Origin of the sequence: Phycicoccus sp. Root563 (genome assembly GCF_001427915.1) — a bacterium.
GTDB lineage: Bacteria > Actinomycetota > Actinomycetes > Actinomycetales > Dermatophilaceae > Pedococcus.
The window spans coordinates 3200596-3223418 of record NZ_LMGM01000001.1 but is presented as its reverse complement, the minus strand read 5'-3'; the positions used below and the strand labels follow the sequence as shown (position 1 = coordinate 3223418).

Sequence of the window (22823 nt, the reverse complement as noted above, 5' to 3'; positions counted from 1 at the left end):
TCCTAGAGGTCGATCTCGCAGGCGCCGGCGGCTGCCGACACGCAGGTCTGGATGCGGACGTCGTCGTCCGGTGTGGCCACGGTGAGCTCGCCGTTGCGCAGGTCGCGCACGGCTCCCTCACGCAGCGGGAGTACGCAGCCGAAGCAGATGCCCATGCGGCACCCGGAAGGCATGAGGACGCCGGCTTCCTCGCCGGCGTCGAGGATCGGGGTGGCGCCGTCGGACTCGATGACGGTGCCGTTCCTGCGGAAGGTGACCGTGCCACCTTCGCCCTCGGAGATGATCACGGGGCGGAAGCGCTCGGTGTGGATGCGGTCGGCGAGGCCGGCCTCGGCCCAGTGGGCCTCCATCGCGTCGAGCATGCCGGTGGGGCCGCAGCACCAGGTCTCGCGCTCGCGCCAGTCCGGGACGAGGCGGTCGAGGTCGGTGGGGCTGAGCAGGCCGTCGGTGTCGGTGTGCAGCTCGACGAGCTGCAGCGACTCGGCGTCGGCCCACGCGCGCAGCTCGTCACCGAAGATGACGTCGTCGCGGGTCGGGGCCGAGTGGACCATGACCGCGTCGGGCAGCTCCGCGAGGTGGTTGCGCAGCATGCCCATCACCGGGGTGATGCCGCTACCGGCGGTGAGGAACAGTGCCTTGCGCGGCGTCTGGGCCGGCAGCGTGAACTCGCCGGTCGCCTGGTCGAGGTGGATGAGCGTCCCGGGCACGAGCTCGCGGACGACGTGGTTGCTGACCTTGCCGCCGTCGATCGCCTTGACCGTGATCGCCACGGCACCGTCGGGGTCGCCGACGAGCGAGGTGAGCGAGTACGCGCGCCAGTTGCGGACGCCGTTCACGTCGACGCCGATGCGGATGTACTGGCCGGGCACGTGGCCCTTCCAGCCGCGACCGGGCTTGATCCGCACCGTGGCGGCGTCGCGGGTCTCGGCCGTGACGGACAGGACGCGTCCGCGCAGGTCGGCGCCGCTGCGCATCGGGGCGATGAGGTCGAGGTACTCGGCGGGCACGACAGGCGTCGTCACAGCCTGGGCCACCCGGGTCAGGGTGTCGCGCAGCGAGCGCCGGGGTGGGGCGCCCTGAGCCGTGCGGGGAGGGAGGACTGCGGTCATGGTTCCATCATGGCGTCATGAGGGTCTAAAATCCTGACCCAGAAGCGTGAGTTCTCCGATGAGAGTTGTTCGCAGATGACAAAGATTGACGAAAATCCCCACGAATCGCCCACGGTGACTGCCGATCGAGCGGCAGCCCTCACACTGTCACCCGAGGTGCAGACCGCGTTGCGGTCGCACCTGCCCTCCGTGGCCGAGCACGCCGTCGCCGCCATCATCGTCGAGGTTCCTGTGTATGCCGCGGCGCGCAGCTTCATGGTCGACAACATCGAGGCGGCCGTACAGATGGCCCTGGGCAGCTTCCTCACGCTGGCCGCCCGGTCCGGGGACGCCTCCACGCCGCTTCGCCCCGCCCAGCGTGGCTCCTACGAGCTCGGTCGGGGCGAGGCCCGCAGCGGCCGCAGCGTGGACGCGCTGCTGTCCGCCTACCGCGTCGGCGCCCGCGTCTCGTGGCGCCAGCTGTCCGCCGTCGCGGTCGAGGCGGGGATGGACGCCGGCCAGCTCGCGCAGTTCGCCGAGCTCGTCTTCGCCTACATCGACGAGCTGTCGGCGGCCAGCGTCGCCGGCCACGCGGACGAGCTCGAGACCTCCGAACGCCTCCAGCGCCAGCACCGCGACCGGCTCGCCCTCGAGCTGCTGCGGGGCGCGTCCGAGGAGGTCCTCCTGCGCCGGGTCGACCGTGCGCGCTGGGACAAGCCGGCCACGATCACCGCCGTGCTGACCCGCGAGACCGACCTGCACGGCATACGCGGGCTCGTGGACCCACGCTCCCTCGTCCTGGCCGAGGACCTGCCCGACGTCGCCGCCGAGGAGAACGTCGCCGTCGTCCTGGTCCCGGACCTCTCCCCCGGCGGCCGGACCAAGCTGCTGCGGTCGATCGGCACGAGGGACGCTGTTGTCGGGCCGACCCGGCCGTGGCTGCAGACGGTCGGCTCCTACCAGCGCGCCCTGCGGGCCCACCGGCTCGTGCGGGGGCACGACCGCGCTGAGCGTGCGGCCTACGACACCGAGGCGCACCTGGCCGACCTCGTGCGGGCCGCGGACCCCGAGGCCCTCGCCGACCTCCGGCGCACGGCGCTCGCCCCGCTCGACGACCTCACCCCCGTGGCCCGCGAGAAGCTCGAGGAGACCTTGCGGTTGTGGCTGCTGCACCGCGGCCGGCGCGAGGCCGTGGCGGAGGCCTTGTTCGTGCACCAGCAGACCGTGCGGTACCGCGTGGGCCAGCTGCGCGACCTGTTCGGCGACGACCTCGACGATCCCGAGGTGGTGCGCGACCTCGTCGTGGCGCTCGGATGAGGAGGCGGTCGCGGGGAGGCACGGCGAGCAGATCTGCCAACCGCACCCCGGCTGTTGGGCAGGTCCTGCCAACGTCAGCGCGCACTCCGCCTCCCTAGGCTCACCGCACGACGACTGTGGGGAGGTGGCATGCGGGTCCTGATCGCGCTGGGTGGCAACGCCATGACCGGCCCCGACGGCAGCGCCACGCCGCAGGCCCAGCGCGAGGCGATCGCCCTCGCGATGGCACGGGTCGCCGAGGTCGTGGCCGACGGCCACGAGGTCGTCGTCACCCACGGCAACGGCCCCCAGGTCGGCAACCTCCTCGTCAAGAACGAGCTCGCGGCCCACGTAGTCCCGCCCGTCCCGCTCGACTGGTGCGGCGCCCAGACGCAGGGAACCATCGGGTTCACCGCGCTCGACACCCTCGAGGCCGCGTTCGCCGCGCGAGGGCTCTCGCGCCGGGCAGCCGCCGTCGTCTCCCGCACGCTCGTGGACCCCGACGACCCCGGGTTCACCACACCCACCAAGCCGGTGGGCCGGTTCCTCCCCCACGACCAGGCCCTGCCGCTGATCGAGCACGGCGAGACCTGGCAGGACCGCGGCGACAAGGGGTGGCGCCGCATGGTCGCCTCCCCCGAACCCCTCGAGGTCCTCGACACCCACACCGTCCTCACCCTCCTCGCCGCGGGCTACGTCGTCGTCGCGGCCGGTGGCGGCGGCATACCGGTCGTCCGGCAACCCGACGGATCGGTCCACGGCGTCGAGGCCGTCGTCGACAAGGACCTCACCGCCGCGGTCCTCGCCCGGGCGATCGGCGCGGACGTGCTCGTCATCGCCACCGACGTCGAGCACGCCGTCCTCGGGTACGGCTCGGCGTCCGCCCGCGAGCTCGGTCGGGTGCAGCTCGCCGAGATGGAGGGGTATGCCGCGGCGGGCGAGTTCGCTTCCGGCTCGATGGGTCCCAAGGTGGAGGCGGCGCTCCGGTTCGTCCGGGGCGGTGGTCGTCGCAGCGTCATCACCGCCCTCGACCGGATCGCCAAGGCCGTCTCCGGCGAGGTCGGCACCGTCATCGAACCCGCGCCAGCCGCAACGTCCCCAGCTGCTCCCCCTGCAACCCCCGCAACTCCAACCGGAAGGTGAGTCACGTGCCCGAAGCCATCGAGGTCCGCAAGGTGCCGCTCCACAGCGTCTCCGACGCCAGCGAGCTGGCGAAGCTCATCGACGACGGCGTCATCGAGGCCGGTCGCGTCGTCGCCGTCATCGGCAAGACCGAGGGGAACGGTGGCGTCAACGACTACACGCGGATCATCGCCGACCGGGCGTTCCGCGAGGTGCTGGTGGCGAAGGGCGCCGATCCGGCCAAGGTCAAGGAGGTGCCGATCGTCTGGTCCGGTGGCACCGACGGCGTCATCAGCCCGCACGCGACGATCTTCGCCACGGTCCCGGCCGACCGGGCCGAGCAGTCCGACGAGCCGCGGCTCACGGTCGGGTTCGCGATGAGCGAGGTGCTGCTCCCCGAGGACATCGGCCGCACCGCCATGGTCACCAAGGTCGCCGACGCGGTGAAGGTCGCCATGGAGCGCGCCGGCATCACCGACACGGCCGACGTCCACTACGTGCAGACCAAGACGCCGTTGCTGACGATCGACACCATCCGCGACGCCAAGAGCCGCGGCCACGACGTCTTCACCGAGGACACGCTGACGTCCATGGACGTGTCGAACGGCGGCACGGCCCTCGGGATCGCGGTCGCCCTCGGCGAGATCGAGATGCCCCGTGACGAGGACGTGCTCCGCGACCGGAGCCTGTTCTCCTCCGTCGCCTCCTGCTCCTCCGGCGTCGAGCTCGACCGCGCCCAGGTCGTGGTCGTGGGGAACACCCGGGGCATCGGCGGCCGCTACCGCATCGGCCACTCGGTGATGCGCGACGCCCTCGACGCCGACGGCATCTGGGAGGCGATCAAGGACGCAGGCCTCGACCTGCCGGACCGACCGCACTCGACGGACCTGCAGGGCCGCCTGGTCAACGTGTTCCTCAAGTGCGAGACCAGCCAGGACGGGGCGGTCCGCGGTCGCCGCAACGCCATGCTCGACGACTCCGACGTGCACTGGCACCGCCAGATCAAGGCCGCCGTCGGTGGCGTCACCGCGTCGGTGACCGGTGACCCGGCCGTGTTCGTGTCCGTCTCGGCCGCCCACCAGGGCCCCGACGGTGGTGGTCCCGTGGCCGCGATCGTCGACCTCGGGTCAGGCGACCCGACCGGCTACCGCGGGCCGCAGCCCGCCTGACGGTCAGAAGCCGCTGTTGCCGTACCCACCACCGTTGAACCCGGTGGCCGCCTGGTCCGACTCCGCCTGGGCCCGCCCCGGGGTATGGCGCGGGGTCGGGTCACCGCCCCACTTCCGGTCGTAGAGCCACGCCAGTCCCAGGACGACGACGAGCACTGACCCGATCACGATCCACATCATCATGACGCCACCCCTCCGGTGCCCGGGCGGCGTGCCCGGTGCGCCAACGGTCCCACGCCGGACCGCCGGAACGCCAGAGAAGTCGACAACCGCACACCGCGGGCCGTGGGGCCCGCGGTGTGCCGGTGTCAGTGGGCGAAGTGACGGGTGCCGGTGAAGTACATCGTCACGCCGGCGGCCTTGGCGGCCTCGACGACCTCGGCGTCCCGCATGGAACCACCCGGGGCGACCACCGCGCGGACCCCCGCGTCGAGCAGCACCTGGAGGCCGTCGGCGAACGGGAAGAAGGCGTCCGACGAGGCCACGGCTCCGCGCGCCCGATCTGACCCGGCCCGCGACACCGCGAGGTGGCAGGAGTCGACGCGGTTGACCTGGCCCATGCCGATGCCGACTGCCGCGCCGTCCTTGGCGAGCAGGATCGCGTTGGACTTCACCGCGCGCACCGAGCGCCACGCGAACGCCAGGTCGGCCAGCATCGCCTCGTCGGCAGCGTCACCGGAGACGAGGGTCCAGCGCGACGGGTCGTCGCCGCCGGGCTTGTCGCCCTCGACGACGGCGTCGACCTTGTCGACGGTCTGCAGGAGCAGGCCGCCGCTGATCGGCCGCATCTCGATGGCGTCGGCGTTGCGCGAGGCCTCGGCGGGCAGGCGCAGGATGCGGATGTTCTTCTTGCCCTGGAGCACCTCGAGCGCGTCGGCGTCGAAGTCGGGCGCGATGATGACCTCGGTGAACACGTCCTTCACCTGGTCGGCCATCGCGAGGTTCACGGTGCGGTTGGCGGCGATGATGCCCCCGAAGGCGGACACGGGGTCGGTGGCGTGCGCGGCGGCATACGCGGCCTCGATGGAGGAACCCACGGCGATGCCGCAGGGGTTGGCGTGCTTGACGATCGCCACGGTCGGCTGGTCGCCGTGGTCGTGCGCGGCGCGCACGGCGGCGTCGGTGTCGACGTAGTTGTTGTAGGACATCTCCTTGCCGTGCAGCTGCTCGGCGGAGGCGACGCCGCCGCGCCAGTGGCGGTAGATCGCGGCCTTCTGGTGCGGGTTCTCGCCGTAGCGCAGCACGGCTGCGCGCGTGAAGGTCGCACCGGTCCACGCGGGGAAGCCGGTGCCGTCGGAGGTGTCGGTGTAGACGTTGCCCATCCAGTTGGCGACGGCGTTGTCGTAGTCGGCGGTGTGCACGAAGGCCTGTGCTGCCAACAGCTTCCGCTCACCCAGCGTGAAGCCGCCGGCCTCGACGGCAGCCAGCACCGCGCCATACGCGGCGGGGTCGGTGACCACGGCGACGCTCGGGTGGTTCTTGGCCGCGGCGCGCACCATCGACGGTCCGCCGATGTCGATCTGCTCGATGACCTCGTCCGGGGAGGCGCCCGAGGCGACGGTCTCGCGGAACGGGTAGAGGTTCACGACGACGAGCTCGAACGGCTCGACCCCGAGCTCCTCGAGCTGACGGACGTGGTCGTCCTTGCGCGTGTCGGCGAGGATGCCGGCGTGCACGCGCGGGTGCAGGGTCTTGACCCGACCCTCGAGGCACTCTGGGAACCCGGTCAGGTCGGCGACCTCCGTCACGGGGATGCCGAGCGACTCGATGAGCTTGGCCGAACCACCCGTCGAGACGAGGGCGACGCCGGCAGCGTGCAGACCGCGGGCCAGCTCCTCCAGCCCGGTCTTGTCGTAGACGGAGACGAGCGCCCGGCGGACCGGGCGGCGTCCTGCGTCGTCAGCGGGCTTCGGGCTGGACTGCTGGGTCACGGAATGCTGACCTTCCCATCGGTGACGGTGATTCCCTCGCGGGCCGCGCGGCCCACGATGTTGACGAGCAACGGGTGCTCGACGGCTTTGATGCGTTCGTGCAGGGTGTCCTCGGTGTCGCCGGGCTGCACCTCGACGGTGGACTGCGCGATCACCGGACCGGTGTCGACGCCGGCGTCGACGACGTGGACCGTGCAGCCGGTGACCGTGGCCCCGGCGGCGAGCGCGTCACGCACGGCGTGGGCCCCCGGGAACGCCGGCAGCAGCGCCGGGTGGGTGTTGAGGACGACGTGGTCGCCCAGCACCCGCGGCCCGAGGATCTTCATGAACCCCGCCGAGACGACGAAGGCCGGTTCGTGGTCGGCGATCCGCTCGGCCAGGGCTGCGTCCCAGTCGGCGCGATCGTCGTGGTCCTCGACGCGGACGACGAACGTCGGGATGCCCGCGGCGGCAGCCTTGTGCAGGCCCGAGATCCCCGCCCGGTCGGCCCCCACCGCCAGGATGCGGACCCCGTAGGCCGGGTCGGCCGTGGCGTCGATGAGCGCCTGGAGGTTCGTGCCCGACCCGGAGATGAGGACGACGATGCCCGTGGGCTGCGTCGTCCCGTCCGCGGTCACGCGGGAGACGATACCGACCGTCGCGCGGACCCAGGCACCCGCGTCCACGCGCCGGGTCAGGGGGCGGCGGACCGCCGGGTCAGGGGGCGGCGGAGCGCAGCTTCTCCAGCAGCGGGCCGGCTGCCTCGTCGAGGAACCTCTGCTGCCCCTCGTCCCCCACCTGCACCAGCGCGATGTCGGTGAACCCGGCGTCCCAGTAGGCGGAGACTGCTTCGACGATGGCGTCGAGGTCCGGCCCGCACGGGATGTTCTCGGCGACCTGCTCGGGGGTGATGAACTGCGACGCCCCCGCGAAGCCGGCCGGCGTCGGCAGGTCCGCGTTCACCGACCAGCCGCCGGCGAACCAGCGGAACTGCTCGTGTGCCCGAGCCTTGGCCCGCTCGGCGTCGGTGTCCCACGAGATGGGGATCTGCCCGATGGCGCGGGCCGAGGACGAACGGGCGCCCTCGGCGTCGCCGCTGCTCTCGGCCGCACCCCGTGCGTCGAGGAACCCCTTGACGAGGTCGGCGTCCGGCTCCACGGCGATGACGTGGTCGGCCAGCGGGCCGAACCGGGCGAACGACTTCTCGCCGGAGACGGCCACACCGATCGGGACACCCCCGTCGGGGCAGTCCCAGATGCGGGCCGAGTCGACCCGGAAGTACTCGCCCTGCCAGGTCACGAGCTTCCCGGTGTGCAGCTCCCGGATGATGTGGATGGCCTCCTCGAGCATGTCCTGACGGACACCCACCATGGGCCACCCCTCACCGACGACGTGCTCGTTGAGGTTCTCGCCGCTGCCGAGACCGAGGGTGAACCGCCCCTCGCTGAGGAGCTGCAGGGTGGCCGCCTTCTGGGCGACCACCGCGGGCTCGTAGCGGATCGTGGGGCAGGTCACGTAGGTCATCAGCTCGAGCCGCTTCGTCGCCTGTGCGACCGCGCCGAGCACCGTCCAGGCGTAGGGCGCATGCCCCTGCTCGGTGAGCCACGGGGAGTAGTGGTCGCTGCTCACGGCGAAGTCGAATCCGCTGCGCTCGGCGTCGACGGCGTAGCCGACCAGCTCGCGCGGGCCGGACTGCTCGGTCATCAGGGTGTAGCCGAATCGGGTCATGCCACCACCGTCACACGGGTCGGCGAGGGCCACCACCCGGGCGGAGGGCTCGGCTCGCAAAGCGGGTGTCCTACGTCAACCCGGGTCATATTTCTGCTGGTGTCACCGAACGACACCGCTTTGCGGGACAGGCGGGGACGGGCGCGGACGGGCGCGGACGGGACAGGCGCGGGCGAGGAGGTATGCGGTGCGGCCGGGCGCTGCTGGTCAGCGCCGGAGCTTCCAGCGGTCCCAGGCCAGCACCACGGCAGCGCCGGCGACGAGCTCGACGAGCAGCGCCAGGGTCATCGCCCCGGCCGGGGCGCCGATCGCGGACAACCGCTGCTGGCCTAGGGAGGCGCCCCCGACGACGTCGAGCAGGCCGATCAGGCCCGCCGCGAGGACGACGGCGACACCGGCGACCGTGAGCTTGGTGCGTTCGGTGGACAACCGGGCCACGGAACGCAGCGCGCGCCACCCCACGAACGCCCCGATGGCGACCGGTACGAGCACGATCGCCGGCAGCCAGCCGGGGAACGCGCCGGGCGCCGGCAGCGCCCCGAACACCGGGACCATCGGCAGCAACGACGTGCGGGACCCGGTCCAGGTCGCCGAGGCCCCGTCGACCGCCGAGAAGCCGGTGCCCGCCATGAAGGACAGGGCCCAGAGGCCGAGGTTGGGCAGGACGAACAGCTGTGCCAGGGCGAGCACGGCCCCGCCGATCAGCCCGGGGGCCAGGGCACCCTGGAGGTTGCCGACGCTCGCGTGGTGCACGGCGACCGAGCCGATGCAGACGGCGACACCTGCGCCGAGGAGGGCGCCAGCGCCCTCGACACCCGGGCGCAGGGCGCGGCGGACCGCCTCGGGCAGCCAGGTCGGGCGCCGCAGGCGGTCCCCCGCGAGCTCGGGTCGCCGGCGGAGCAGCCTGGTCAGGGCCAGCGCGGCCGAGGCCAGCGGGACGACGACGACGGGCACGACCAGCGTCCAGAGCACCGGGCGTGGCCCCGCAGCGAGGGCGACGAGGGACCACAGGGCCGCGGCGACGGCATACCCGAGGGCCCACGCCCCCAGCCCGAACGCGAGGGGACGGTGCAGGAGGTCCCCGGCGAGGGCGACCGTGCGGTCCTCCGCGCTGTCACGGACCGCGCGGACGGCGGCCCAGGCCCCGCCGACCACGGCGAGGGCCAGGAAGAGGAGGGGGACGACCGTCACGGTCGTGGCCCCGAGGTCGAGGTGGGCGCCGGTGCCGAGGAGCCACAGGCTCGCCCCCACCCCCAGCGAGGTGGTCCAGGCGACGGTGCTCTCCGAGGCGGCCACCCACACCAGCAGGGCCGGGAGCACGAACACCAGGGCCGAGGCGGAGGCGGCGCCCGCTCCGGCGAGCAGGGTGCGCTGGTGCGCCCTCGGGTCGGGCTCGCCCGATGTCGACGTCGCCCCGCGCAGCAGTTCCATCACAGTCATGTCCGACCCATCGTCGCTGACCGGCCCTCCCCCGGGCCGCAGGCAACGCCGACGCCGGACCAGAAATGTCCGAACGCGCCGCAACCAGGGTCGCCGGGGTCGCGTCTGCTGGGGTGTGATGGCACTGAGGAACGGCAGCGTCGGGACGGCGCCGGACGAGGGGGACGTGGTGGTGGGGACGCAGTCCGCCGAGGCGGAGTTCGACGCGTTCTACCGCGACACCGCCCGCCGGGTCGTCCACCTCGTCTACGGCTTCACGGGTGACCTCACCGTCGCCCAGGACAGCACCCAGGAGGCGTACGCGCGGGCCTGGCAGCAGTGGTCCACCGTGCGGACCCACGACGACCCCCTCGCCTGGGTGCGGACCGTCGCCCGTCGGGTGGCCATCTCCGGGTGGCGCAAGAAGACCACGCAGGACCGGGCGTACGAGCGGCACGGGGTCCGCGACACGACCGGCCCACCCACCGAGGACAGGGTGGCCGTCGTCGCAGCACTGCGGACGTTGTCCGAGCCGCTGCGTGAGGCCGTGACGCTGCACTACATCGGCGACCTGTCCATCGAGCAGATCGCCCACGAGACCAACACCCCCGCAGGCACCGTCAAGGCACGCCTGCACCGGGGCCGCGCCCAGCTGGCGCAGGCCCTCCGGCACGAGGAGACCACCCATGGCTGACCACGAGGACTGGACGGCGCAGGACGACGCCCAGCTGCGCGGCGCCCTCGCCACCCTGCGCCAGGACGTCGACCTGCTGCCCCTGCCGGACGTGCGGTTCGTCCGGGCCCGCGGGGTGAGGCGCCGCCGCCAGCGGGCGCTCGCCCTCACCGCCGCGGCGGCCGCAGCGGCAGTCGTGATCGGGGCGGTGGGGTACGGCCAGCTCGGCCGCGACAGCACCCTGCCCGCCACGCCGGCCACGCAGTCGACGGCGCCGGTGCCCACGGCGGCGCCGACCGCAGCGCCCACGAACAGCACCAGCGACCCCATCGCCGAACCCGACGCCCTCCCATTGGTCACCGACTGGACCAGCAGCCTCGGCCTGACCGGAAGCACCCTGCTGACCCCGGTGAAGCCGTTCGAGGCGGTCGAGTGCCTCGACGTAGAGCCGCGCACCAAGGTCCAGCAGGCGATTCTGACCCAGCGGACCGGCAGCCTCTCCGGTGGACAGGTGCGGTTTTCCCTCGATGCTGGCACGGACGCCGGGACCGCGGCCTCCGGGGTGGCCAACGACATCTCGGACTGCACCCTGGCCCCGGGCTTCCACGTCGACGCACTGACCGAGACGGCCGCGGGATCGCTGTTCGCCTACACAGCGGGCGACGCCGGTTCGGGGTGGTTCGCCGTCGTCCACGGGAAGCGGGACGTGGCCGTGCTGCAGGTCGTCGACCCCGACCATGCGAAGTCCGTCGTCACCGGGCAGCAGGTGGAGGCCTTGGCGACGATCGCCCAGGAACGGCTCACGCGCTACGGCACCGGCACGGCCGGCTCCGGGAGCCCGTCGGCCACCAGCACGACGCCGCAGATCGGACCGACCGGCAGCACGTGGGCGCTGTCCCAGGACATGCCGGTCGCCGGCCCCCAGCCGGTCCCGGAGTCACCCCTGTTCGTCGCCGCCTCGCAGTGGCGGTCCCCGGCGCTGAGCGGGGACGTCGCGACCACGGCCGGTCCCGGAGCCCTCGAGGGCTCCACCGCCATCGCCTCCTGTGAGACCACCGAGCAGCAGGCAGGCATCGGTGGCCGGGTCGGCGTCGTGTCGGTGAGGGCCGGCACCAGCGCCACCAGCTACGTCGGCCACCAGCGCGTGCAGCTCGACGAGTCGACCGGGGCGGCCGTGCAGCAGACCTACGTCGCCGCGCGCCTGGACGAGGCAAAGGCGTTGTACGGCAGGGGCTGCAAGTTCGGCAACGGCACCGTGAAGTCCACCGCCGGGCCGTCGCAGGGCACCTACCGCCTCGACACCGTCTTCACCGATGGGAGCCCCACCCTCTCCGAGTGGGTCGGGGTCACCGCTCAGAAGACCTCCGGCGCGGTCTCGACGATCGTCATCACCAAGCTGAAGGACCCGAAGCAGGGCTTCGCCGAGCTGGACCGGCTCCTCATGCTCGCCCGCCAGAAGTAGCAGGCTGCGGCCGTCGAGGGCTGTCGAGGGTGGCGCCCTACTGGATGACGACCTCCTGGAGGGTCTCGCCCTGGGGGACGAACAGCTGGTTGCCGCGGACGACGAGCGCCGCGGGGGTGATGCCCGAGGCGACCGGGGTGCTCACCCGGAGGGTGGCGGGGTCGACGGCATACGCACGTCCCGCCGCGACGAGGTAGATCAGGCCGTTGACGCTCGCCAGGGCGGTGTTGCGGAACACCGGGGTGGCCTGCGCCTGCTGGGTCTGGATCATGATCGAGCGCAGCGTGGCCCCGGTGGCCGGGTCCAGCTCGTAGAGCGTGGTGCTGCCGGCGGCCCACAGGGTGCCCGTCGGCCCCATGACCACGGCGCCGTACGCCTCCATGCCCGCGGCGGGGGTGACCTGCCACAGGAGCTTGCCGGTGGCGGCGTTGTAGGCGAACACCTTCGCCGAGGACTGCGTGGGCGTGGCGCCCAGGCCACCCCAGCGGGACGTCCCGCCGTAGACCACGTCACCTGCCGCCGCGAGCGACACGATGCTCTGGTCGGCCACCGGCTCGGAGACGATCCTCGGGGTTCCGCTGTCACCGTCGAAGATGCCGAGCACGCCACCGAGGACGCCGTACTTCGGGATGGTGCCGAAGAAGGTCCGGGTGCCGGACGTGGCCCAGGCGATGGGTCGGTCCTGGCGGTACGTCGGGCCGAGCGTCGTGACCAGTGCGGGGTTGGTGCCGTCCACCCAGGGCTGCGTGCTGTCGTAGCGGAAGACCCGGCCGTCGGTGTAGGTGCCGATGTACTGGTACTTCCCGTGCTCGACCGACCCCTCGACCTCACCGATGACGGCGGCGCCGTAGGGCACGGCGGGGTACTGCGAGCGCTGGCTCAGGTCGAGGTCGACCATGGCCAGGCTCGAGCCGCCGAAGCCGCCGACCATCAGGCGCCCGCTGCCGAAGCCGAGGGACTTGATCTTCAGCTTGGTCGGTGCGAACTCCACGCGGTAGGTGCGCTGCTGCAGGGTGGTGGTCTCCAGGGCGGTCACGGTCCCGGCCGGGTCGTAGGCCAGCAGCCATCCGCCGGCGTCGCCGGAGAGCGTGGCCCGCAGGACCATCCGGTCGCGACCGGCGCCCATCGTCACGGCTCCGCGGTCGTCGGTGGCACCGGTCGCCGAGTTCACGGCGCGCAGCTGGTTGTACCGCAGGAAGTAGAAGTTGCCGGTGCCGTCGACCGGCGAGGGCCGCTGCACGGGGTAGTTGGCGTCCACGGACCACGAGCCCGACTGGGTGTCGTAGAGGCGACGCTCGCTGGCGATAACCGTCCCGCCCGACGACGTGCCGCTGGGCGTCTTGACGGACAGGTAGCGCCCGAGCAGGTCGACCTCGGAGACCTGGCCGCTGGTCACGGGCTGGGGCACGGCGATGGTGGTCTTGCTCGCGGGGTTCGACAGCGACACCCGCACGATGACGGGGTTGGTCGAACCGAGGCCGACGTAGGCGTAGCTGCTGTTGACGGCCAGGCTCCGCGCGTAGTCGTGGGCGGCGCTCACGGTCCCGAGGTTGGAGAAGGTGCCGGTGCCGGGCTGGTAGCTCCACAGCTCGGACTTCGGGTAGGAGGCGCCCCAGATGCGTCCGTCCGGACCCTCCTCGAGGTCGAAGACGGTCGCACTGCTGGCCGTGGCCCGGCCGAGGTCGGAGATCGCGGCGTCACCGTAGGTCCAGCGCCACAGGTGCCCGTCGTTGCCTCCGACGTAGACCGCGTTGTCGGTGGTCGCCATCGCCCAGACGGACTCCATGCTGCCGAGGGTGAAACGCTCCTCGACGGTGTTGGACTCGATGTCGACGACCTGGAGCTCGGCCGGGCTGCCCGAGACGACACCCATCAGCTTGGCCCGGCCCGCCACGACGGCCGTCCGGACGACGTTGGTGTTGGCGAAGGCGTCGACCGGCTGCATCGTCCGGCCCTGGGTGAAGCCGAGGGTGGAGGAGCCGACGGTCGGACGGAGGTCCACCACGTCGAAGTCGCCAGAGGCCTTGGTCGACGAACCGGTGGACAGCTCGACGGTGGCCCAGTGCCCGTTGGTCGGCGCCACGAGCTGCTTCGCCACGAGGCTCCACGTCCCGGCGGGCTTGCTCACGGCGATCGGCACGGTCTTGATGACGGCGAGGTTGGTGTCGAGGAACCGCACGGTCACCGTGAAGGTGCCCGAGGTCGGCCGGACCCAGGCGCGCAGGTCATGCGCGACGCCGGCGAAGACTGGGGTGCGGGCACTCGTGGCCTTGACGAGGCCAGAGGTGCTGGCGTCACTGAGGAACAGGCTCTTGGTCCCGAGCTTCGCGTACCCCGTCCGCACCTTGGCCGACGTCCCGGCCGCGGCGGACGTGGTCCACGAGGGCACCGCAGCGGTGGAGGAGACGGACTCGAATCCGTTGTTGGTCACGCCGGGCTGGATCACCTCGACCGCGTCCCACCAGACCCTCGACACGGACGCCGGGGTGGACGAGATCTCGACGACCACGCGGGAGGCCTTCGGCGGGGCGACCGCCTTCACCGCGATGCGCGACCAGAGCATCGTCGCCCCGGTCGACGGCGACGCGACGCGGGAGATCACCGCGCCCGCGGCGTCGTAGAACCGCAGGGCGAGGGTCTGGGTCCCGTTGTAGGTGTAGGCGTAGCCCTGGGCCTGGTACTCCACTCCGGGCGTCACGGTCCGTACCGAACGCAGGGCCGAGGCGCCGGCCGTCGCCGAGGGGTCGTCCACGCAGAGCGACCGCTTACCGGACAGGGCGACGGTGCCGGAGGCGTAGACCCGTGCAGGCGACGTGGCCGAGAGGGTCCACCCGGCGGGGGCCAGCGTGGTGCCCTCGAAGTCTCCGTACGAGTAGTTCGACGTGACCGACGTCAGGGCCGTGGCCGTGGAGGCCTGCCAGAAGAGCCCGGCCACGACGACGGCGATCACGGCCAGGGCTGCGGTGGCACGGGGGCGGAGCGCGCGGCGGCGTGGGGAAAAACGGGTCGACGACATGGCTGGGTCTCTCATCTGAGGGCGGGGGGAATCCCTCTCCCGCGTCGACACGGCTCGCCGCCAGGGGGTGCGGGTCACGGCCTTGGTCGTGCGGGAGGATCACAGGGAACCATCAGGACCCGCCCCGGTAAACAGACTTGACCAACTGCTTACCCAAACACACCACGACCTCCCCCGGACGGCTGATGGGCCACCGTCGAAAGGNCGGGCGACCACCGTCCCCGGTGGTCGCCCGCTCGTCGTCTGCCGTGCGTGTTGCTTAGTGCTGCAAGCGCTCAGGCGCCCAGCCCGCGCATGATCTCGCGCATCAGGTCGGCGGTGGCGGACGGCGTCTTTCCGACCTTGACCCCGGCGGCCTCGAGGGCCTCCTGCTTGGCTGCAGCGGTGCCCGCGGAGCCGGACACGATGGCGCCGGCGTGGCCCATGGTCTTGCCCTCGGGGGCGGTGAAGCCCGCGACGTAGCCGACGACCGGCTTGGTCACGTGCTCCTTGATGTATGCCGCGGCGCGCTCCTCGGCGTCGCCGCCGATCTCGCCGATCATGACGATCGCGTCGGTGTCGGGGTCGTTCTCGAACGCCTCGAGGCAGTCGATGTGCGTCGTCCCGATGATCGGGTCACCACCGATGCCGACGGCCGAGGAGAAACCGAACTCCCGCAGCTCGTACATCATCTGGTAGGTCAGCGTGCCCGACTTGGAGACCAGGCCGATGCGACCCGGGCCGGCGATGTTGGCGGGGATGATGCCGGCGTTGGACTTTCCGGGGCTGATCAGGCCGGGACAGTTCGGGCCGACGATGCGCGTCGTGCCCTTGTCCTTGCTGTAGGCGTAGAACTCAGCGGAGTCCTTGACCGCGATGCCCTCGGTGATGACGACCGCGAGCGGGATGGCCGCGTCGATCGCCTCGACCACCGCGGACTTCGCGAAGGCCGGGGGGACGAAGATGACCGACACGTTCGCGCCGGTGGCCTCGATGGCCTCGGCCACCGTGCCGTACACCGGCACCGAGACGCCGCCGTCGAACTCGACCGTGGTGCCGGCCTTGCGCGGGTTGACGCCGCCGACGATCGAGGTGCCCGAGGCGAGCATGCGCTGCGTGTGCTTCATGCCCTCGGAGCCGGTCATGCCCTGGACGATGACCTTGGAGTTCTCGTCGAGAAAGATTGCCATTGTTGTGTTCTCCCGGCCCTTGTCAGTTCGTCGCGGCCGAAGCCAGCTCGGCGGCCTTGCGGGCCGCGCCGTCCATGGTCTCTTCGATGCTCACCAGTGGGTGGTTGGCCTCGGCGAGGATGCGCCGGCCCTCCTCCACGTTGTTGCCGTCGAGCCGCACGACGAGCGGCTTGGTCGCCTCGTCACCCAGCGCGTTCAGCGCACCGACGATGCCGTTGGCCACCGCGTCGCAGGAGGTGATGCCACCGAACACGTTGACGAACACCGACTTCACCTGCTCGTCGCCGAGGATGATGTGCAGTCCGTTGGCCATGACCTCGGCCGAGGCGCCGCCACCGATGTCGAGGAAGTTGGCGGGCTTGGGCGACCCGGCGAACTCCTCACCGGCGTAGGCGACGACGTCGAGGGTCGACATGACCAGGCCGGCACCGTTGCCGATGATGCCGACGGAGCCGTCGAGCTTGACGTAGTTGAGGCCCTTCTCCTTGGCCGCGGCCTCGAGCGGGTCGGCCGCGTCCTTGTCCTCGAGCGCCTCGTGGTCGGGGTGGCGGAAGTCCGCGTTGGCGTCCAGCGTGACCTTGCCGTCGAGGGCGACGATGTCGCCGTCCTCGGTCTTCACGAGCGGGTTGACCTCCACGAGCGTGGCGTCCTCGTCGCGGTAGACCGCCCACAGCTTCTCGAGGACGGGCGCGATCTTGGCGCCGGTCTCGGCGTCGAACCCGGCAGCCTCGACGATCTCGGCGGCCTTGGCCGCGTCGATGCCGGTGTTGGGGTCGACCGCGATGCGCGCGAGGGCCTCGGGACGTTCGACCGCGAGCTGCTCGATCTCCATACCGCCCTCCTTGCTGCACATCGCAAGGTAGGTGCGGTTGGCCCGGTCCAGCAGCACGGAGAAGTAGTACTCCTCGGCGATGCGTGCGCCCTGGGCGATCATCACGGTGCCCACGGTGTGGCCCTTGATGTCCATGCCGAGGATCGCCTCGGCGAACTCCTCGGCCTCGTCGGCGCTCTTGGCGACCTTGACGCCGCCGGCCTTGCCGCGGCCGCCGGTCTTCACCTGGGCCTTGACGACGGTGACTCCGCCGCTCTTGGGGCCGATGGCCTCCGCGGCCTCGCGCGCCTGCGCGGGTGTGGTGGCGGTGGCACCGGCGAGCACGGGCACACCGTGCTTCTCGAACATGTCTCGAGCCTGGTATTCGAACAGATCCACGTCTGACGTCCTCGTCTGCAGATGGGTGAGGTTCGGCCCCGAGACTAGTCCTGTCCGAGCACGGCAGGACCCGCGGGTGCTGCGGGTGGGAGCAATCTCACGACGAGCGGTCCCCGGGCCCGGCCCAGGCCTCAGGCGGCCGGGGTCCGGCCGGCGAGGACCTCGGTCAGGATCGGGGTGTCACAGTTGCCGCCGGACAGGATCACCCCGACCCGCTGTCCGATGACGGACCCACGCTCGGCGAGCAGGCCTGCGAGCGCGATCGCCCCGGCCGGCTCCGGGAGCTGGTGCGTGGTGCGCAGGAGCACGCGCATCGCCTCGGCGGTCTCGTCCTCCCGCACCGTGACGATGTGGTCGGCACCAGCGACGATCAGGGCGATCGCGTCCGCGTCCGGGGTGCGGCACGCGACGCCGTCGACGAACGTCGCCGCCCGCTCGGTGGTCACGACCTCCCCCGCCGCGAACGACAGCGCCGTCGCGGGCGCCTCCCGGGACACGACGCCCACGATCCGCGTGGGCAGGCCCAGCAGGTCGCGCACGCCGACGAGCCCGGCGATGCCCGAGCCCATCCCGACGGGCACGTAGACCGCGTCGAGCGGTCCGGCCGCGTCGAAGAGCTCCTTGGCGTACGTCGCGACACCGGCCACGAGGTCCGCGTGGAACGACGGCACGGTCTCGAGGCCGAGCTCCTCCCCCAGCCGGGCCGCGTGCTCGCGCGACTCCTGGAAGTCGGCGCCGTGCACGACGAGCTCGGCCCCGAACCCCTCCATCGCCGCGTTCTTGTCCGGGCTGTTGCCCTCCGGCACGACGATGACCACCCGCAGCCCGGCAGCGGTCCCGGCGTAGGCCAGCGACTGGCCGTGGTTTCCCCTCGTCGCTGCCACGATCCCGGTCACGTGCGGACGCTCGCGCGTCAGGCGGTCGGTGTAGACCAGGCCGCCACGCACCTTGAACGCACCCGTCGGGGTCTGGTTCTCGTGCTTGACCCAGACGGTGGCCCCGACCTCCTGCGCCAGGAGCGGCCAGGCGAACTGCGGGGTCGCCGGGAAGTGCCGTCGCACGACCGCGGTGGCTGCGTCCAGGTCTGCCAGGGAGAGGGTCATGCGCGCATCCTCCCCGAGCCGCGGGGGCCGTGGGAGGGTGTCCGGTATGTCGCGACCCACCACCGTGCCCGCGCTCGCCCTCGTCTGCGCCTCCGCCGCCCTCATCGGGGGGCTGCTCAGCGGCTGCACGCAGAGGGCGCCGGAGCTGCCGAAGGCTCCCGCCGGCGGAGCATCCTCGACGACCGCGACCGTCGACTACCCGATCGCGATCCAGCGCTTCGGAGGAGTCGCCGGGTTCGGCGACACCGTGAACCTCCAGGACGACCGGACCGTGCTGGCGAAGGTCAACAACGGCCAGGTCACGTGCACGCTCGACCCCGCGGCCTTCTCGGCCATCAGTGCCGCCGCCCTCGCCATCGGCGACAGCGGTGCCAACAGCACCCCGACGATGGCCCACGCCGACGACCTGCTCGTGCTCCTCAACGGGGTCCCCACGGACGACGCCCGGCTCAAGGACGTCGCGCCCGTCGTCACGACCCTGTTCGAGGACCTGGCCAGGCCGAAGGCGCAGCGCACCACCTGCCGCTGACCGCGCCGGAGTCGGTGCGGCCGCCGGCTCCAGACACGAGGGTGCGCCGCCGACCAGCCGGTCGGCGACGCACCCTCGTCGAGGTGTCTGTCAATCAGCAGGTCTGCGAACCCGCCGGCACGGCGATGGCGTCGAACGCGGACTTCACCGCGACGCACTGCGGCGAGCCCGCGCCGTACAGCTCCTTGGCGGAGGCGATGGCGCCGTTGCGGGCGTCCGCGTAGGTGCTGGTCGACGTGAGCTTGGTCGACAGGGTGCGATACCAGACCTTGGTGGCCGCGTCGCGGCCCGCGCCGTTCACGGGAGCCGCGCTCCCACAGACCGGGCTGTCGTACGCGACACCGTTGACGGTCTTGGCGCCCGACCCCTCGGACGCGAGGTAGAACCAGTGGTTCAACGGACCCGAGGAGTAGTGCGGGTCGAGGTCCTTGGTCCCCGTCGTCCAGCAGTCCTGGCTGCTGCCGTCCCGGCTCGGACGGTCCATGTAGCGCAACGGGGCGCCGTTGCCACGGATGTCGATCTTCTCGCCGATGAGGTAGTCCCCCGGGTCGGCGGCGTTGGCGAGCCAGAACTCCGCCGACGTCGCCATGATGTCGCTGGTGGCCTCGTTGAGGCCGCCGGCGTCACCGGAGTAGTCGAGGTTGGCGGTGTTCTCGGTGACGCCGTGGCTCATCTCGTGCGCCGCGACGTCGAGCTGGGTGAGCGGCTTGGCGTTCCCCGCACCGTCGCCGTAGGTCATCATCGAGCCGTTCCAGAACGCGTTGACGTAGCCGTTGCCGTAGTGCACACGGCTGCGTGCGCCCTTGCCGTCGTTCTTGATCCCGTTGCGCCCCAACACGTTCTTGTAGAACTCGAAGGTCTTCTGGGCCCCGTACATCGCATCCACGCCAGCGGTCGCGCGATCGCTGGTGGCACCGTTGCCCCACACGTCGTCGGCGTCCGTGAAGATGGTGCCGCTGCGAGGGAACACGGGCAGCAGGTCGGTCTTGCCGTTGAGGTCCTCGGCCGAGTTGCCGATGGAGTCCTTCAGCTGGAACGTCGAGCCGCTCTTGAGGGTGGGCATGGCGACCGTGCCGGAGTACTGCGAGCGGCCCGTCCCGGTCTTGACCTCGTCCCAGCTGCGCAGCGTCGCACCGGACTTCGCGTCCACGACCGTGTGGAGGCGACTCGGGGTCTGGTCCGCCCTCACTCCCTCCGTGACGACGTCGTAGGCGAGCCTCGAGCCGGTGCCGGTCAGCTGCACCACCAGCTCGTGGTGCGAGCTGTCGACGCTGAAGCCCGAGGCCTTGCGGCCCAACGACTCTGCCCGCGCGCCCGACAGGGTCGCCGTCGTGGCAGGCATGGCCGCGCGGCCGGAGGCGTTCCAGTGCACGGACTTCGCGGCTCCCCCGGGTGCCTGCTCGACGACGAGGTCGCCCCCGAGGACCCGCAGGCCCCGATAGGTGCGCTCGTACCGGACGTGCCGCGTGCCGTCGGTGTCCACGACCACGTCGCGGACGACGAGCTTCTGGTCGGCTCCGAGACCCAGGGTCCTGCCGGCGTCGGCGACCTTCGCCTGCTCGGCACCGATCGCCTGGGCAGCGGTGGGGGCCGGGGTGGATCCGGACGGGACGGCTTGGGCTGCGCTGAGGGGGGTCGCGACTGCGGCTGCGACGACCACGCCGAATGCGAGGCCTGCTGACATCTTCTTCACGAGATCTCCTTCTGGGTGGGCGCCGGGAGTGGCGCCGGTGGTGGTGGCGGGTCCGGGCTGGAGGTCCCGATCCCGCCACCACCTGTTCTGGGGTGACACGGACGTGGGCCGGCGCTCGCACGGGCGGCGGCCCACGTCCCCTCGTCAGCTGGTGGCGAGCGAGGTGTCGTCCACGACGAACGACGTCTGCAGGGAGGAGTCCTCGTTCATGAGGAACTTCACCGAGATCGTCTTGCCCTTGTAGGCCGTCACGTTGAACGACTTCAGGGTGTACGCCGCGTTGGCGCCGACGTTGGAGTACGTCGCCAGGGTGGTGGTCGTCGCACCATCGACGACCTGCACCTTCATCGTGTCGTACGCCGTGCTGCCGGACTCAGCGGTGTCGCTGGACAGGTAGAACGACAGGGTGGCAGTGGTCGCCGTGGACGGGATGGTGACGCTCTGCTGGATCGTCTCCGTCGTGGTGGCTCCGTTGCCGCCGAGCCAGGCCTTCCACGAGCCCGTGCGGGCTGCACGGCCGTTGTTGTTGGTGATCGGGCCGGCAGTGCCGGTCCAGCTCACCGCACCGGACTCGAAGCCCGGGTTCTGGAGGAGGTTGCCGGTGGGCGGGGGCGTGGTGCCGCCGCAGGACTGGGAACCGGCCGGGACCGCGATGGCCGTGAAGGCCTTCTCGACGGCGGTGCAGGTGGCGCTGCCCGCGCCGTACAGCTCGATGGCCGAGGCGATCGCACCCTCGCGGGCGTTGAGGTAGGTGCTGTTCGAGGTGAGCTTGGTCGACAGCGTGCGGTACCAGACCTTCTCGATGTTGCTGCGGCCACCGCCGGTGACGGTCGAACCGTCACAGGTGGGGCTGTTGTAGGCGACACCGTTGACGGTCTTGGCGCCCGAGCCCTCGGAGGCCAGGTAGAACCAGTGGTTCAACGGGCCGGAGGAGTAGTGCGGGTCGAGGCCACCCAGGCTGGAGGACCAGCAGTCCTTGGAGGCGCCGTCCTTGCTGGGCTTGTCCATGTAGCGCAGCGGGGTGCCGTTGCCGTTGATGTTGATCTTCTCGCCGATGAGGTAGTCACCCGGGTCGGCCGCGCTGTTGGCGTAGAACTCGACCGCGGTCCCGAAGATGTCGGACGTCGCCTCGTTGAGGCCGCCCGCGTCACCCGAGTAGGCGAGGCCGGCGGTGTTCTCGGTGACCCCGTGGCTCATCTCGTGCGCCGCGACGTCGATCGAGGTGAGCGGCTTGGTGTTGCCCGCCCCGTCGCCGTACGTCATCTGGGTGCCGTCCCAGAACGCGTTGTTGTAGGCGTTGCCGTAGTGGACCCGGCTGCGGGCGCCCACGCCGTTGTTGAAGATGCCGTTCCGGCCGAGGACGTTCTTGTAGTAGGCGAACGTCTTCTCCGCGCCGTACTCGGCGTCGACCCCTGCGGTCTGCCGCGACGTGGTCGCGCCGTTGCCCCACACGTCGTCGGCGTCGGTGAACTGCGTGCCGGTACCGGTCGTCGCGCCGTTGAGGTCGGTCGTGTAGTTCCCGACCGAGTCCTTCAGCTGGTACGTGCTGCCCGAGAGGGTCGTGTTGAGGGTGACCGTGCCGGAGTACATCGAGTTGCCGGTGCCGTTGACGACCTCGTCCCACGAGGTGAGGACGGCGCCGCTCCTCGCGTCGACGATGGTGTGCAGGCGGCTGGGCGTCTGGTCCGCCTTGACGCCCTCGGTCAGGACGTCGTAGGCGAGGCGCGGCGTGCCGTGGCCCGCCCACACGACGAGCTCGCCGTCGTTCTTCTTCGGCGCGTAGCCGGCGCGCTTGGCACCGGACTTCTCGGCGCTCGTCTCGGCGACCGCAGGCGTGGTCGAGGCGACAGCGACCCTGCCACCGTCGTTGCCGTTCCAGCGAACCTTGCGGACCGTGCCGGAGGAGGCCTTGTCGACGACCAGGTCGCCACCGACGACGCGCAGGCCCTTGTAGGTGCGGTCGTACCGGACGTGCTGGGTGCCGTCACGGTCGGTGACGACGTTGCGCACGACGAGCTTCTCGTCGTTGGAGAGCCCCAGGGCGCTGTGGTCCCGGTCGGCTCCTGCCTGGGCGGTGGCGACGGCCACGGACTGGCTGGGGGCCTGGCTCGGTGCCGCGGCGGGAGCGGCTGAGGCAGCAGACAGTGGGGTGGCCACTGCTGCGGCGACTGCGACGCCGAGGGCGGCGCCGGTGGACAGTCGGATCACGAGTGTTCCTCTTCTCGGACAGGGCACG

18 protein-coding genes are annotated in these 22823 nt (G+C 71.6%); 6 read left to right on the top strand and 12 right to left on the bottom strand.

Annotated features, from left to right (window positions below; genetic code table 11):
- Positions 1 to 2: 2 nt before the first annotated feature.
- A complete protein-coding gene (locus tag ASD62_RS15350) occupies positions 3 to 1109 on the bottom strand; it encodes a ferredoxin reductase (RefSeq protein WP_056916692.1) in 1107 nt (368 codons plus the stop codon).
- A 114-nt stretch (positions 1110 to 1223) separates the two neighbouring features.
- Here ASD62_RS15350 and ASD62_RS15345 point away from each other — a divergent pair, with 114 nt between their 5' ends.
- The 3 genes from ASD62_RS15345 to ASD62_RS15335 all read left to right on the top strand — a co-directional run bounded on the left by ASD62_RS15345 (position 1224) and on the right by ASD62_RS15335 (position 4675).
- Positions 1224 to 2405, top strand: coding sequence for a CdaR family transcriptional regulator (locus ASD62_RS15345; protein ID WP_235530725.1), 1182 nt, complete (start codon positions 1224 to 1226; stop codon positions 2403 to 2405).
- A gap of 129 nt (positions 2406 to 2534) precedes the next feature.
- Positions 2535 to 3527: a carbamate kinase gene (locus tag ASD62_RS15340; RefSeq protein ID WP_056916690.1), complete on the top strand. Its 993-nt coding sequence runs from the start codon at positions 2535 to 2537 to the stop codon at positions 3525 to 3527.
- Between the two features lie 5 nt (positions 3528 to 3532).
- Positions 3533 to 4675, top strand: a complete 1143-nt coding sequence (locus ASD62_RS15335) for a ring-opening amidohydrolase (RefSeq protein WP_056916689.1) — start codon at positions 3533 to 3535, stop codon at positions 4673 to 4675.
- A gap of 3 nt (positions 4676 to 4678) precedes the next feature.
- Here ASD62_RS15335 and ASD62_RS15330 read toward each other — a convergent pair whose 3' ends face one another.
- The 5 genes from ASD62_RS15330 to ASD62_RS15310 form a co-directional block, all read right to left on the bottom strand.
- Positions 4679 to 4858 carry a hypothetical protein gene (locus tag ASD62_RS15330; RefSeq protein ID WP_056916688.1) on the bottom strand — a complete coding sequence of 60 codons (180 nt, stop codon included), beginning with the start codon at positions 4856 to 4858 and terminating at the stop codon, positions 4679 to 4681.
- Between the two features lie 125 nt (positions 4859 to 4983).
- Entirely contained in the window at positions 4984 to 6606 is a 1623-nt protein-coding gene (purH, locus tag ASD62_RS15325; RefSeq protein ID WP_056916687.1) for a bifunctional phosphoribosylaminoimidazolecarboxamide formyltransferase/IMP cyclohydrolase, read from the bottom strand.
- Entirely contained in the window at positions 6603 to 7223 is a 621-nt protein-coding gene (gene purN / locus ASD62_RS15320) for a phosphoribosylglycinamide formyltransferase (protein ID WP_056917445.1), read from the bottom strand. The genes purH and purN overlap by 4 nt, the downstream gene beginning before the upstream one ends.
- Before the next feature lie 79 nt (positions 7224 to 7302).
- Complete coding sequence (locus tag ASD62_RS15315) at positions 7303 to 8313, bottom strand: TIGR03557 family F420-dependent LLM class oxidoreductase (RefSeq protein ID WP_056917444.1); 1011 nt, start codon at positions 8311 to 8313, stop codon at positions 7303 to 7305.
- Positions 8314 to 8520: 207 nt separating this feature from the next.
- Entirely contained in the window at positions 8521 to 9753 is a 1233-nt protein-coding gene (locus tag ASD62_RS15310; protein ID WP_157581504.1) for a DUF6350 family protein, read from the bottom strand.
- 118 nt (positions 9754 to 9871) lie between these two features.
- Here ASD62_RS15310 and ASD62_RS15305 point away from each other — a divergent pair, with 118 nt between their 5' ends.
- Entirely contained in the window at positions 9872 to 10426 is a 555-nt protein-coding gene (locus tag ASD62_RS15305; RefSeq protein WP_082552989.1) for an RNA polymerase sigma factor, read from the top strand.
- Positions 10419 to 11867 carry a hypothetical protein gene (locus ASD62_RS15300; RefSeq protein ID WP_056916685.1) on the top strand — a complete coding sequence of 483 codons (1449 nt, stop codon included), beginning with the start codon at positions 10419 to 10421 and terminating at the stop codon, positions 11865 to 11867. The genes ASD62_RS15305 and ASD62_RS15300 overlap by 8 nt, the downstream gene beginning before the upstream one ends.
- Positions 11868 to 11904: 37 nt before the next feature.
- Here the strand turns inward: ASD62_RS15300 and ASD62_RS15295 are convergent, their stop codons facing one another.
- The 4 genes from ASD62_RS15295 to ASD62_RS15280 form a co-directional block, all read right to left on the bottom strand.
- Positions 11905 to 14883 (bottom strand): hypothetical protein, encoded by a 2979-nt coding sequence (locus ASD62_RS15295; RefSeq protein ID WP_056916684.1) that lies wholly within the window; start codon positions 14881 to 14883, stop codon positions 11905 to 11907.
- A gap of 275 nt (positions 14884 to 15158) precedes the next feature.
- Positions 15159 to 16052 (bottom strand): succinate--CoA ligase subunit alpha, encoded by an 894-nt coding sequence (sucD, locus tag ASD62_RS15290; protein ID WP_056916683.1) that lies wholly within the window; start codon positions 16050 to 16052, stop codon positions 15159 to 15161.
- A gap of 22 nt (positions 16053 to 16074) precedes the next feature.
- A complete protein-coding gene (gene sucC / locus ASD62_RS15285) occupies positions 16075 to 17262 on the bottom strand; it encodes an ADP-forming succinate--CoA ligase subunit beta (protein WP_056916682.1) in 1188 nt (395 codons plus the stop codon).
- Positions 17263 to 17393: 131 nt separating this feature from the next.
- Positions 17394 to 18365 carry a threonine dehydratase gene (locus ASD62_RS15280; RefSeq protein ID WP_056916681.1) on the bottom strand — a complete coding sequence of 324 codons (972 nt, stop codon included), beginning with the start codon at positions 18363 to 18365 and terminating at the stop codon, positions 17394 to 17396.
- Between the two features lie 46 nt (positions 18366 to 18411).
- Between ASD62_RS15280 and ASD62_RS20195 the strand changes: the two genes are divergently transcribed.
- Positions 18412 to 18894 (top strand): hypothetical protein, encoded by a 483-nt coding sequence (locus ASD62_RS20195; protein ID WP_056916680.1) that lies wholly within the window; start codon positions 18412 to 18414, stop codon positions 18892 to 18894.
- 94 nt (positions 18895 to 18988) lie between these two features.
- Here ASD62_RS20195 and ASD62_RS15270 read toward each other — a convergent pair whose 3' ends face one another.
- Together ASD62_RS15270 and ASD62_RS15265 are read right to left on the bottom strand one after the other, a co-directional pair.
- Complete coding sequence (locus ASD62_RS15270; protein ID WP_082581026.1) at positions 18989 to 20578, bottom strand: M4 family metallopeptidase; 1590 nt, start codon at positions 20576 to 20578, stop codon at positions 18989 to 18991.
- 153 nt (positions 20579 to 20731) lie between these two features.
- Positions 20732 to 22795 carry a M4 family metallopeptidase gene (locus ASD62_RS15265; protein WP_056916678.1) on the bottom strand — a complete coding sequence of 688 codons (2064 nt, stop codon included), beginning with the start codon at positions 22793 to 22795 and terminating at the stop codon, positions 20732 to 20734.
- Positions 22796 to 22823: the final 28 nt, after the last annotated feature.